This window comes from Pseudomonas sp. R-28-1W-6 (assembly GCF_009799925.1).
In the GTDB taxonomy this organism is placed as follows: domain Bacteria; phylum Pseudomonadota; class Gammaproteobacteria; order Pseudomonadales; family Pseudomonadaceae; genus Aquipseudomonas.
Window position 1 is genome coordinate 308,933 of the sequence record NZ_WELK01000004.1, and the last position, 11,861, is coordinate 320,793.

Below are 11,861 nucleotides of genomic sequence, written 5' to 3' on the forward strand. Positions count from 1 at the left end.
GATGGATTCACCTACAGCGTTCAGGCAACTGCTGCGCCATGGCCTGCTGCTGGCGGGCGGGCTGGCTTTGGCCGTGGCTGCCGAGGCCGCCGAGGTCAAGCGCCAGGCCTATCGGGTGTCGAGCATTCCGGTCGAGTCGCTGCAGCGCGAGGCGCCCCGGCTGCCCGACCTGAGCGGCTACACCGCCGAGGCGGTATACGCCAAGGTCCAGGCCAAGCCCGCCGGGCGCGTGGTGGTGCGCGGCATGATCGAGCAGAACCCGCTGGTGGAGTTCACCGGTGGCGACGAGCGCCTGCGCGAGTGGGTCAAGCGCCAGGGCGAGATGCCGCAGGTGGTGTTCATCGAGGGCGGCTACGTGACCCCGGCGGACCTGGCGCGCAGCCTGCCGCAGAAGTATTTCCGCGAGACCGAGCCGGGCGTGTACCTGGCCCGCCTGCCGATCGTGGTCAGCCAGGGCGCGACCCTGCACATCGGCAAGGAGACCAGGGATTTCCGCCTGTCCAGCGAACGCGGCGCGTTCCTGATCAACGACGGCAAGCTGTTCATCACCGACAGCCGCCTGACCGCCTGGCGCGAGGCCGAGAACCAGCAGGACTGGTTCCGCAAGAAGGGCAAGTTCCGCCCGTTCCTCAACTCCTGGGGCGGCACCGAGACCTACATCGTCAACAGCGTGGTTTCCAGCCTCGGCTACACCGCGAGCAAGTCCTATGGCGTGTCGATCTCGCAGTACAGCCCGGCGATGCACCCGATCATGCAGCGCGGTCATCCCACCGGCTGGCTGCTCAACTCGATGTTCGACGACATGTGGTACGGCTTCTACTGCTACGAGGCCTTCGACGTGGTGCTGCGCGGCAACACCTACCGCAACAACCTGGTCTACGGCATCGACCCCCATGACCGCTCGCGACGCCTGATCATTGCCGAGAACACCGCCTACGGCACGGTGCAGAAGCACGGCATCATCATTTCGCGCGAGGTCAACGACAGCTGGATCTTCAACAACCGCTCCTACGAGAACCACCTGTCCGGCATCGTCATCGACCGCACCAGCGTCAACAACGTGATCGCCTACAACGAGATTTACCGCAACCAGTCCGACGGCATCACCATCTACGAGAGCGGCCAGAACCTGCTGTGGGGCAACAAGGCCTTCAACAACGGCCGGCACGGCATCCGGGTGCGCAACAGCGCCGAGGTCGAGCTGTACGAGAACCTGGCGGTGGCCAACGGCCTGCTCGGCATCTACGGCCACGTCAAGGACCTCAACGGTACCGACCGCGACCTGGCGCTGGACCCCTTCGACATGAACCTGTCGATGACCGTGGTCGGCGGGCGCCTGGTGGGCAACCAGACGGGCGCCATCTCGGTGGTGGCACCGCAGAGCGTGAAGCTCTACCAGCTGGACATGCTGATGCCGAGCAAACCCACAGGTATCGGCATGTTCGGCGCGCTGGCCGACGACAAGAACCAGATTCTCGACCTGCTCGTGCGGCAGAAGAAAGCCGTGCTGGTCCTGCCGCTGGACCAACTGGCGCAATTGCAGAAGTGAGGAGCGAGCGATGACACGGAATTCAAGCGTGAAAGCGGCCGGCCTGCTGGCCTCGCTGGGGCTGTTCGGCCTGCTGGCCGCCACCGCCCGTGCCGAAGAGGCGCCGCAGTACAAGATCGAACGGTGCTGCGAAATCTGCCCGCAGGCGCTGCAGGACAGCACCTATACCGGTGACATGGGCGAGTTCACCAAGTTGGTGCAGGGTCGTGAAGACTGGCTGTTCCGCAGCAAGATCGACCTGATGACCGATATCGGCACCACGGCCGAGGGCTATCAGCACCTGCAGCGCCTGCGCGATGCCCTCAAGGAGCGGGGCGTGGAGCTGGTCATGGTCTACCTGCCGCCGCGCGGCCTGGTCAGCCCGGAGATGCTCAGCGCGCAGAGCCGCAGCGGCTACGATGCCGAGCTGTCGCGCAAGAACTACCTGGCGACCACCGCGCGCCTGCGCAGCCTGGGCATCCGCGTGCCCGACCTGTCGGCGCTGCTGGAACAGCCGGCGGCGGTGCGCGAGACGCTGTTCTTCAAGCGCGACAACCACTGGACGCCCCGTGGCGCCGAACTGACGGCGCAGTTGCTGGCCGCCGAGCTGGGCAAGTCGGAGGTGTTCAAGAGCATTCCACGCAAGGAGTTCGTCACGCGCAAGGAGGGCGTGCGGCACAAGATCGGCTCGCTCAACCAGGCCTTCGGCAAGATCTGCGGCAACGGTTACGCCAACGAATACTTCACCCGCGTGGCCACCGAGCCCAAGGATGAAAGCTCCGAGCTGTTCGGCGAGACCGCGGCGCCCGATGTGGTGCTGGTGGGCACCAGCTTCAGCTCCGCGCAGTACAACTTCGATGGCTTCCTCAAGCAGTACGCCAGCGTCGATGTGGACAACCGCTCGGTAACCGGCGGCGGCTTCCACAGCGCCATGCTGCAGTACCTGGGCAGCCAGGACTTCCAGAACGACCCGCCGAAGATCCTGGTCTGGGAGATCAACAGCTACTACGACCTGGCCATGTCGATCTTCTACCGGCAGATCATGCCGATGCTCGCCAACGGCTGCCAGGCCTCGCCGGCGGCGCTGAGCCAGAAGGTGGCCCTGCACCCCGGGGTCAACCAGATTCTGGTGAACACCGCGGTCAAGCCGATCCGCAGCGAGGACTATGTCGCCGATATCCAGTTCAGCGGCGGCAATGTGCGCGACCTGCGCAGCTCGTTCCTGTACATGAGTGGCTCGCGCGACAACCTGAACATTTCCCGCGCCCCGGAAGTGGAGGCCGACGGCCGCTTCGTCTTCGGCCTGCGCGATGACCCGGAGTGGTCGGGGCAGACCCTGCTGTCCCTGGAGATCGAGATGCCGGCGGACACCCCGGCCGGCATGCAGGTCGAGGCCAGCATCTGCCCGCGTCGCGACAATTCCGGGGCGGCCTTGCAGGCCCGCGCGGACTAACCAAGCCGGACGCGCCGGTGCCCCACGGGCACCGGCTTACCCCCGAGGGATCGGGGGGAGGGCGTGGCTTAATCGGAGAGTGAAGGCATGGTTTTTTCATCCAACGTATTTCTGTTCCTGTTCCTGCCGATATTTCTCGGCCTGTACTACCTGAGCGGCAATCGCTACCGCAACTTGCTGCTGCTGGTGGCCAGCTACATCTTCTACGCCTGGTGGCGCATCGACTTCCTCGCGCTGTTTGCCGCGGTCACCCTGTTCAACTACTGGATCGGCCTGCGGGTCGGCACGGCCGGGGTGCGCACCAGGACCGCACAGAAATGGCTGATCCTCGGCGTGGTGGTCGACCTCGGCGTGCTGGGCTACTTCAAGTACGCCAACTTCGGGGTCGACAGCCTCAATGCGATCATCGCCTCGTTCGGCATCGAGCCGTTCGTGCTCACCCACATCCTGCTGCCGATCGGCATCTCGTTCTACGTATTCGAGTCGATCAGCTACATCATCGACGTGTACCGCGGCGATACCCCGGCCACCCACAACCTGATCGACTTCGCCGCGTTCGTGGCGATCTTCCCGCACCTGATCGCCGGCCCGGTGCTGCGCTTTCGCGACCTGGTGGACCAGTTCAACCACCGCACCCACACGCTGGACAAGTTCGCCGAAGGCTGCACGCGCTTCATGCAGGGCTTCATCATGAAGGTGTTTATCGCCGACAGCATCGCGCCGATCGCCGACCATTGCTTCGCCCTGGCCAACCCCAGTACCGGCGATGCCTGGCTCGGGGCCCTGGCCTACACCGCGCAGCTGTATTTCGACTTCGCCGGCTACAGCAGCATGGCCATCGGCCTGGGCCTGATGATGGGGTTCCGCTTCATGGAGAACTTCAACCAGCCCTATATCAGCCAGTCGATCACCGAGTTCTGGCGGCGCTGGCACATCAGCCTGTCCACCTGGCTGCGCGACTACCTGTACATCAGCCTGGGCGGCAACCGCGGCAGTACCTTCGCCACCTACCGCAACCTGTTCCTGACCATGCTGCTGGGCGGCCTGTGGCATGGCGCCAACTTCACCTATGTGATCTGGGGCGCCTGGCATGGCATGTGGCTGGCCATCGAGCGCGCCCTGGGCGTCGACGCCGCGCCGCAGCGCATCCGCCCGCTGAAGTGGGCCTTCACCTTCGCCCTGGTGGTGATCGGCTGGGTGATCTTCCGCGCCGATAACCTCGACGTGGCCTGGCGCATGTATGCGGCCATGTTCAGCTTCGGCGACTGGCGCCTCTCCGAGCTGACCCGCGCGCAGCTGACCAGCCTGCAGGTCGCCACCTTGCTGCTGTCCTATGCGGTGATGGCCTGGTGCGGCATTCGCCAGTTCCATGCCCAGCCGCTGGCCGGCGCGCCCAAGGCACGGGCCGCGGACGCCATGCCGGCGGGGGGCGCCGCGGTGGGCGTGGCGCTGAGCTACCGCGCGCTGCTGTTCCATGCCGCGGTCCTGCTGCTGTTCGCCGCCGCGGTGCTGAAGCTGTCGGCACAGAGCTTCTCTCCCTTCCTGTATTTCCAGTTCTGAGGAGGCGCCGTCATGTCGCGTACCGCCAATATCCTGTACAGCCTGCTGTTCATCGGCTTGCTGCTGGCCCTGTCGCTGGCCTCGCTGCCGGCGCTGCTGAGCTTCTCCGCGGCCAGCGAAACCCCGCTGCTGAACGGCAAGCTGGCGCATGCCATCGAGAAGCACTACGACAAGCAGTTCCCGCTCAAGGCGTTCGGCACCAACGCCTGGGCCGCCCTGGAGTTCACCCTGTTCGGCGAAGGCCGCCCCGGCGTGGTGGTCGGGCGCGAGGACTGGCTGTTCACCGACGAGGAGTTCAAGCCGGCCAGCAAACCGCAGCAGCTGCAGGACAACTGGCGGCTGATCGCGGCCGTGCAGGAGGAATTCAAGCGCCGCGACATCGAACTGGTGCTGGCCCTGCTGCCGGCCAAGGCGCGCCTGTATCCGGAGCAGCTGGCCGCGACCAAGCCGGTCGCCGCCCAGCAGGCGCTGTATGCCCAGGCCCATGCGCTGATGCAGACGCAGCAGTTGCCCGGCCCGGATCTGCTGCCGGCGTTGCAGCAGGCCAAGAGCGCGGCCGCGGTGTTCCTGCGTACCGACACCCACTGGACGCCGCATGGCGCCGAGGTTACCGCCAAGGCGCTGGCCGACTATCTGGCCGCCCGGGGGGACTGGCGGCGTGGCGAGCAGCGGTTCGTCACCCGCACCAGCGATAGCCAGCCGCACAAGGGCGACCTGCTCAGCTTCCTGCCCATGGAGCCCTATTTCGCCGCCCTGCAGCCGCAGGCAGAGAGCCTGCAGCCGCGGCATACCGAGGCCGCGGAGGCGGGCGCGGAGACGGCCGCCGACCTGTTCGGCGACGCCCAGCCGCAGGTGGCGCTGGTCGGCACCAGCTACAGCGCCAACCCGAAATGGAACTTCGCCGGCGCGCTCAAGCAGGAGCTGGGCAGCGACCTGCTCAACTATGCCGAGGACGGCCATGGCCCGCTGGTGCCGATGTTGCGCCTGCTGCAGCGCGAGCGGGCGGAAACCGCCGAGCTGCGCCTGGTGATCTGGGAGTTCCCGGAGCGCTACCTGATGCTGCCGAGCGACCTGTCCGGTTTCGACAGCGCCTGGCTCGAGCGCCTGCGCGGCAATGAGCAGCTGGCGCTGCGCGATCCCGTTAAACCCGTGACGGCTCCCTGAGTCGTCCTGTCTGCCGAGGAAACACCCATGTCGATGATTCGTACCCTTAACCGCTCCGGCCGTCTGGGCAGCCTGTTGCTCAGCCTGTGCGCGCCGCTGGCCATGGCTGACGAAGCCACCCTGTACGGCCCGGTTGCCCCGGACGGTTCGGCCTTCGTGCGCAGCTACAACGCCGCCAATGAAACCCTGGATGCCAACCTGGGCAACCTGCACTTCAGCGATATCGCGCCGAAGGGCAGCAGTGACTACGAGTTTCTTCCCGCCGGCAGCTACAGCGCCAAGGCGGGCGGCAAGAGCCTGGCCGTCAGCCTGGCCGAAAACACCTACTACACCCTGGTGCGCCTGCCGGGCGGCGAACTGAGCCTGATCGAGGAACCGCTGTTCAAGAACCGGCAGAAGTCGCTGCTGCGCCTGCAGAACCTGTCCGACAGCGCGCTGACGCTGAAGACCGCCGACGGCAAGACCGAGGTGATCAAGGCGGTAGCCGGCCAGGCCCGGGGCGAGCGCGAGATCAATCCGGTCAAGGTGCGCCTGGCGCTGTTCGCCGGCGAACGCAAGGTCAGCGACCTCAGCCCTCTGGTGATCGAGCGTGGCGAAGTGGTCAGCCTGTATGTCACCGGCAGCGCCGACAAGCTGTCGCCGGTGTGGGTCAAGCGTCCGGTCACCACCGACTGAGGAATGGCCATGAAGCTTGCGGATCGGACATTGGCGGTGCTGCTGCGTGGCGGGCTATGCCTGGCCTTGCTGCTGGCCCAGGGCTGCTCCTGGGAGCGCGGCGGGGCCACGCTGGTGCCGCCAGCCGGCTACCTGCGCAGTGCCGCGGCGCCGCAAGGCAAGGTGCCGAGCTGCCCGCCGGTGCCGCCGCCCTATACCGGCGAGCTGTACTTCCCGAGCAAGTACGCCGGCTCCGATGCCGCCCGCGACAAGATCAACAGCGAGGCCGCCGCCCGCTATGCGCAGCTCACCGAGGATGTGCGCCAGCTGGAGAACGGCAGCAACCGCCTGGTCGGCCGCTACCTGGAAACGGGCCAGCAGGCCTATGCCGATTGCGCGCTGAGCTGGCTGGACACCTGGGCCGAGGCCGAGGCGCTGCTCAGCGAGCGTTACAACCACACCGGCAAGTCGGTGCGCAAATGGGCCTTGGGCAGCATCGCGGGCGCCTACCTGCGCTTGAAGTTCTCCCGCTCGCAGCCGCTCGCGGGGCAGGCCGAACAGGCCGAACGCATCGAGGCGTGGCTAGGCGAACTGGCCGATCAGGTGGTGATCGACTGGAACGCCCAGCCGCTGGAGCGGCGCAACAATCACCAGTACTGGGCCGCCTGGTCGGTGATGGCCACGGCCGTGGTGCTCGATCGGCGCGACCTGTTCGACTGGGCCGTGGAGCAGTACCGGCACGGCATGCAGCAGGTCGACGGCGAAGGCTATCTGCCGCTGGAGCTGTCCCGGCAGACCCGCGCACTGGCGTACCACAACTACAGCATGGGGCCGCTGGTGATGATCGCAGCGTTCGCCAAGGCCAATGGCCTGGACCTGCGCGGCGAGAACGACGCGGCCCTGCAACGCCTGGCGCTACGCCTGCAGGCCGGGCTGCGCGAGCCGAAGATATTCCAAGAAAAAACCGGTTACCCGCAGACCCTGGAGGACCTGCAGGACAGCAACAGATTTGCCTGGCTGGAGCCTTACTGCGCGCTGTACCCGTGCTCGGAGAGCACGGACGCGTGGCGCCGCTCGATCGAGCCGCTGAGCACCTACCGGCTCGGCGGTGACATGACCCAGCTGTTTTCCGGGCAACTGCCTTGAAAGTGATTCCTGATGCAGTTCCCGCTGCCCGGTACATCCGTTCCGGCGGCGAGACAGGTCGAGATTTAAACGGATATTAAATTGGAGACAGACCCATGATCCCGGTCATTCTTTCTGGTGGTAGCGGCTCTCGCCTGTGGCCTTTGTCGCGCAAGATGTACCCCAAGCAGTTCCTCGCCCTCACCGGCGAGCTGTCGCTGTTCCAGCAGACCCTGCAGCGCCTGGTGTTCGAAGGCATGCAGAAGCCGCTGGTGGTGTGCAACCTGGAGCATCGCTTCATCGTCAACGAGCAGTTGGCGAAGATCGGCATCACTGCCCAGGGCATGCTGCTCGAGCCGTTCGGGCGCAATACCGCGCCGGCGGTGGCCATGGCCGCCCTGCAGCTGCTGGCCGAGGGCCGCGACGAGCTGATGCTGATCCTCCCGGCCGACCACGTGATCAGCGACGAGCTGAGCCTGCGCAAGGCCCTGGAGCTGGCGCGCATCGCCGCCGAAGAGGGCGAGATGGTGCTGTTCGGGATTCCCGCGGACCGTCCGGAAACCGGCTTCGGCTACATCAAGGCGGCGCGTGGCGAAGAGGGCGAGACCCTGGTTCCCGGTGCTTACCGCGTCAAGCAGTTCGTCGAGAAGCCCGACCCTGTGCGCGCCAGCGAGTTCGTGCGCAGCGGCGGCTACTACTGGAACAGCGGCATGTTCCTGTTCCGCGCCAGCCGTTACCTCGACGAGCTGCGCACTCATGAGCCGGATATCTACGACACCTGCGTGCTGACCCTCGAACGCAGCAAGAGCAGTGGCGGGGTGCTGACCATCGACGCCGGCACCTTCGAGTGCTGCCCGGACAACTCCATCGACTATGCTGTGATGGAGAAGACCGCGCGTGCCTGCGTCGTGCCGCTGTCGGCCGGCTGGAGCGATGTGGGTTCCTGGTCGTCGCTGTGGGACGTGCAGGAGAAGAACAGCGACGGCAACGTGATTAAGGGCGATGTGGTCACCCACAACAGCCACAACAGCTTCGTGCACGGCACCTCCAAGCTGGTCACCCTGATCGGCATGAACGATGTGGTGGTGGTCGAGACCAAGGATGCGGTGATGGTCGCGCACAAGGATGCCGTGCAGGACGTGAAGAAGATGGTCAACGCCCTGGATGCCCTGGGCCGCCAGGAAACCCAGAACCACTGCGCGGTGTACCGTCCCTGGGGCAGCTATGACTCGGTGGACAACGGCACGCGCCACCAGGTCAAGCACATCACCGTCAAGCCGGGCGCGCAGCTGTCGCTGCAGATGCACCACCACCGCGCCGAGCACTGGATCGTGGTGTCCGGCACGGCGCAGGTGACCTGCGACGACAAGGTGTTCCTGCTCACGGAAAACCAGTCGACCTACATCCCGATCGCCTCGGTGCACCGCCTGAGCAACCCGGGCAAGATCCCCCTGGAGATCATCGAGGTGCAGTCCGGCGGCTATCTGGGCGAGGACGACATCGAACGCCTGGAGGACGTTTACGGGCGTACGCCCAAGGCCACCGTGCCGAGCTGATCGGCACGCCTGGAGTTAGCGGCGGGCAATCCGCCGCCACTCTCAGAACCTGTTTACGATCTCTTGATCGTAGACAGGTTCTCAGTGGGCCAGCATCTGCCGCAGCACATGCTGCAGGATGCCGCCGGCCTTGAAGTATTCCACCTCGTTCTGCGTGTCGATGCGGCACAGCACCTCGACCTCCTCATGGCTGCCATCGGCGCGCAGGATATCCAGCGCCAGGCTCATGTGTGGGCGCAGGCTGACGCCATCCAGGCCGCCGATGGTGACTTTCTCCGTGCCATTCAGTTGCAGCGTCTTGCGGCTCTGCCCCGGGCGGAACTGCAGCGGCAGCACGCCCATGCCGACCAGGTTCGAGCGGTGGATGCGCTCGAAACTCTCGGCGATCACCGCCTTGACCCCCAGCAGGTTGGTGCCCTTGGCCGCCCAGTCGCGGCTGGAACCGGTGCCGTATTCCTGGCCGGCGAAGATCACCAGCGGCACGCCCTCGTCCTGGTAGCGCATGGCCGCATCGAAGATCGCCAGCTTGTCGCCGCTGGGCAGGTGCAGGGTATTGCCGCCTTCCTCGCCGCCGAGCATCTCGTTTCTGATGCGGATATTGGCGAAGGTGCCGCGCATCATCACCTCGTGGTTGCCGCGCCGCGAACCGTAGGAGTTGAAATCGGCCGGGGCCACGCCGTGCTCGGCCAGGTAGCGCCCGGCGGGGCTGTCCTTCTTGATGTTGCCGGCGGGGGAGATGTGGTCGGTGGTCACCGAGTCGCCGAGCAGGGCGAGGATGCGCGCGCCGTGGATGTCGCCGACATGCGGCGGGTCGTCGGCGATGCCTTCGAAGAACGGCGGGTGCTGGATATAGGTGGAGTCGGCCTGCCACTGGTAGGTGGCCGCCTGCGGCACGGCGATGGCCTGCCACTGCGCGTCGCCGCTGAACACCGCGGCGTATTCCCGGCGGAACATGGCGCTGCTGACCTGGGCCACGGCCGCGCCGATTTCCGCCTGGCTTGGCCAGATGTCGCGCAGGTACACCGGCGCGCCGTCCAGGCCGGTGCCCAGCGGCTGGCTGCTGAGATCGATGCGCACCGTGCCGGCCAGGGCGTAGGCCACCACCAGCGGTGGCGAGGCCAGCCAGTTGGCCTTGACCAGCGGGTGCACGCGGCCCTCGAAGTTGCGGTTGCCGGACAGCACCGAGGCCACGGTCAGGTCGGCGCCTTGGATCGCCGCCTCGATCGGTTCGAGCAGCGGCCCGGAGTTGCCGATGCAGGTGGTGCAGCCGTAGCCGACCAGGGCGAAGCCCAGTTGATCCAGGTAGGGCGTCAGCCCGGTGGCGGCGAAGTATTCGCTGACCACCTTGGAGCCGGGGGCCAGCGAGCTCTTCACCCAGGGCTTGCGGCTCAGGCCTTTCTCCACGGCCTTCTTCGCCAGCAGGCCGGCGGCCATCATCACGCTGGGATTGGAGGTGTTGGTGCAGGAGGTGATGGCGGCGATCACCACGGCGCCGTCCTCCAGCTCGTAGCGCTGGCCGTCGTGCGCGACGCTGGCGCTGGCGACCTTGTCCCTGCCCTGCAGTGCCAGCAGGTCGGCGAAGGCCTGGCCCACCTGCGGCAGCGGCACGCGGTCCTGCGGGCGCTTGGGCCCGGCCAGGCTGGCCTCGACGCTGGCCATGTCCAGCTCCAGGCCGTCGCTGAACAGCGGCTCATGGCCCGCTTCGCGCCACAGGCCCTGGGCCTTGCTGTAGGCCTCGACCAGCTTGACGGTGGCCTCCGGGCGGCCGGACAGGCGCAGGTAATCGAGGGTGATCCCATCCACCGGGAAGAAGCCGCAGGTGGCGCCGTATTCCGGGGCCATGTTGGCGATGGTGGCGCGGTCGGCCAGGGGTAGCTCGGCCAGGCCGTCGCCATGGAATTCGACGAACTTGCCGACCACGCCCTTCTTGCGCAGCATCTGGGTGACGGTCAGCACCAGGTCGGTGGCGGTGATGCCCTCGCGCAGCTTGCCGCTGAGCCTGAAGCCGATCACCTCGGGAATCAGCATCGACACCGGCTGGCCGAGCATGGCCGCCTCGGCCTCGATGCCGCCGACGCCCCAGCCGAGCACGCCGAGGCCGTTGATCATGGTGGTGTGCGAGTCGGTGCCGACCAGGGTGTCGGGAAAGGCGAAGGTCTGGCCATCTTCCTCCCTGGTCCACACGGTGCGCGCCAGGTATTCCAGGTTGACCTGGTGGCAGATGCCGGTGCCCGGCGGCACCACGCGGAAGTTGGCGAAGGCGTTCTGCCCCCAGCGCAGGAAGGCATAGCGCTCGCCATTGCGCTGCATCTCGATGGCGACGTTCTGGCCGAAGGCGCTGGGCGAGGCGTACTGGTCGACCATCACCGAGTGGTCGATCACCAGGTCCACCGGCGACAGCGGGTTGATCTGCTGCGGGTCGCCGCCGGCGGCGGCCATGGCTGCGCGCATGGCGGCCAGGTCGACCACCGCCGGTACGCCGGTGAAGTCCTGCATCAGCACGCGGGCCGGGCGGAACTGGATCTCGTGGTCGCTGCGCCGCTGCTTCTGCCAGTCGACCATGGCCTTGATATCGAAAACGCTGACCGTGGCGTTGTCTTCCCAGCGCAGCAGGTTTTCCAGCAGCACCTTGAGCGACAGGGGCAGGCGGCGGATATCGCCGAGGCTCTTGGCCGCCTCGTTGAGGTCGTAGTACTGGTAGCGCTGGCCGTCGATCTCCAGGCTGCGCTGGCATTTGAGGCTATCCAGGGAGGGCATGGCATTTCTCCTGGGCGGTCAGGAGCCGCTGAGGGGGGAACTAGTGAAACTAGACCGTGGAGTC

General features: G+C 66.5%; 8 protein-coding genes. 7 read left to right on the forward strand and 1 reads right to left on the reverse strand.

Going from position 1 to position 11,861, the window contains the following annotated elements; all coding sequences use genetic code 11:
* Position 1 precedes the first annotated feature (1 nt).
* The 7 genes from algG (at position 2) to F3I62_RS11270 (ending at position 9,040) form a co-directional block, all read left to right on the forward strand.
* Positions 2-1,549 (forward strand): mannuronan 5-epimerase AlgG, encoded by a 1,548-nt coding sequence (algG, locus tag F3I62_RS11240; protein ID WP_178122509.1) that lies wholly within the window; start codon positions 2-4, stop codon positions 1,547-1,549.
* 10 nt (positions 1,550-1,559) lie between these two features.
* Positions 1,560-2,981 (forward strand): alginate biosynthesis protein AlgX, encoded by a 1,422-nt coding sequence (locus F3I62_RS11245; protein ID WP_160489721.1) that lies wholly within the window; start codon positions 1,560-1,562, stop codon positions 2,979-2,981.
* Between the two features lie 87 nt (positions 2,982-3,068).
* Entirely contained in the window at positions 3,069-4,541 is a 1,473-nt protein-coding gene (locus F3I62_RS11250; RefSeq protein ID WP_160489722.1) for an MBOAT family protein, read from the forward strand.
* A gap of 12 nt (positions 4,542-4,553) precedes the next feature.
* Complete coding sequence (locus F3I62_RS11255; RefSeq protein ID WP_160489723.1) at positions 4,554-5,705, forward strand: alginate O-acetyltransferase; 1,152 nt, start codon at positions 4,554-4,556, stop codon at positions 5,703-5,705.
* 27 nt (positions 5,706-5,732) lie between these two features.
* The gene (locus F3I62_RS11260; RefSeq protein ID WP_160489724.1) at positions 5,733-6,380 is read left to right on the forward strand and encodes an alginate O-acetyltransferase AlgF; all 648 of its coding nucleotides are present in this window, start codon (positions 5,733-5,735) and stop codon (positions 6,378-6,380) included.
* 3 nt (positions 6,381-6,383) lie between these two features.
* Positions 6,384-7,505 (forward strand): mannuronate-specific alginate lyase, encoded by a 1,122-nt coding sequence (locus F3I62_RS11265; RefSeq protein ID WP_372240116.1) that lies wholly within the window; start codon positions 6,384-6,386, stop codon positions 7,503-7,505.
* A 95-nt stretch (positions 7,506-7,600) separates the two neighbouring features.
* Positions 7,601-9,040, forward strand: coding sequence for a mannose-1-phosphate guanylyltransferase/mannose-6-phosphate isomerase (locus F3I62_RS11270; RefSeq protein WP_160489726.1), 1,440 nt, complete (start codon positions 7,601-7,603; stop codon positions 9,038-9,040).
* A gap of 81 nt (positions 9,041-9,121) precedes the next feature.
* Here the strand turns inward: F3I62_RS11270 and acnA are convergent, their stop codons facing one another.
* On the reverse strand, positions 9,122-11,797 hold the full coding sequence (acnA, locus tag F3I62_RS11275; protein WP_160489727.1) for an aconitate hydratase AcnA: 2,676 nt from the start codon (positions 11,795-11,797) through the stop codon (positions 9,122-9,124).
* Between the last annotated feature and the right edge of the window lie 64 nt (positions 11,798-11,861).

Excerpts from the sequence above, each read along its gene's own strand:
- algG (WP_178122509.1), top strand. The coding sequence starts at position 2 with ATGGATTCACCTACAGCGTTCAGGCAACTGCTGCGCCATGGCCTGCTG.
- F3I62_RS11245 (WP_160489721.1), top strand. The coding sequence starts at position 1,560 with ATGACACGGAATTCAAGCGTGAAAGCGGCCGGCCTGCTGGCCTCGCTG.
- F3I62_RS11250 (WP_160489722.1), top strand. The coding sequence starts at position 3,069 with ATGGTTTTTTCATCCAACGTATTTCTGTTCCTGTTCCTGCCGATATTT.
- F3I62_RS11255 (WP_160489723.1), top strand. The coding sequence starts at position 4,554 with ATGTCGCGTACCGCCAATATCCTGTACAGCCTGCTGTTCATCGGCTTG.
- F3I62_RS11260 (WP_160489724.1), top strand. The coding sequence starts at position 5,733 with ATGTCGATGATTCGTACCCTTAACCGCTCCGGCCGTCTGGGCAGCCTG.
- F3I62_RS11265 (WP_372240116.1), top strand. The coding sequence starts at position 6,384 with ATGGCCATGAAGCTTGCGGATCGGACATTGGCGGTGCTGCTGCGTGGC.
- F3I62_RS11270 (WP_160489726.1), top strand. The coding sequence starts at position 7,601 with ATGATCCCGGTCATTCTTTCTGGTGGTAGCGGCTCTCGCCTGTGGCCT.
- acnA (WP_160489727.1), bottom strand. The coding sequence starts at position 11,797 with ATGCCCTCCCTGGATAGCCTCAAATGCCAGCGCAGCCTGGAGATCGAC.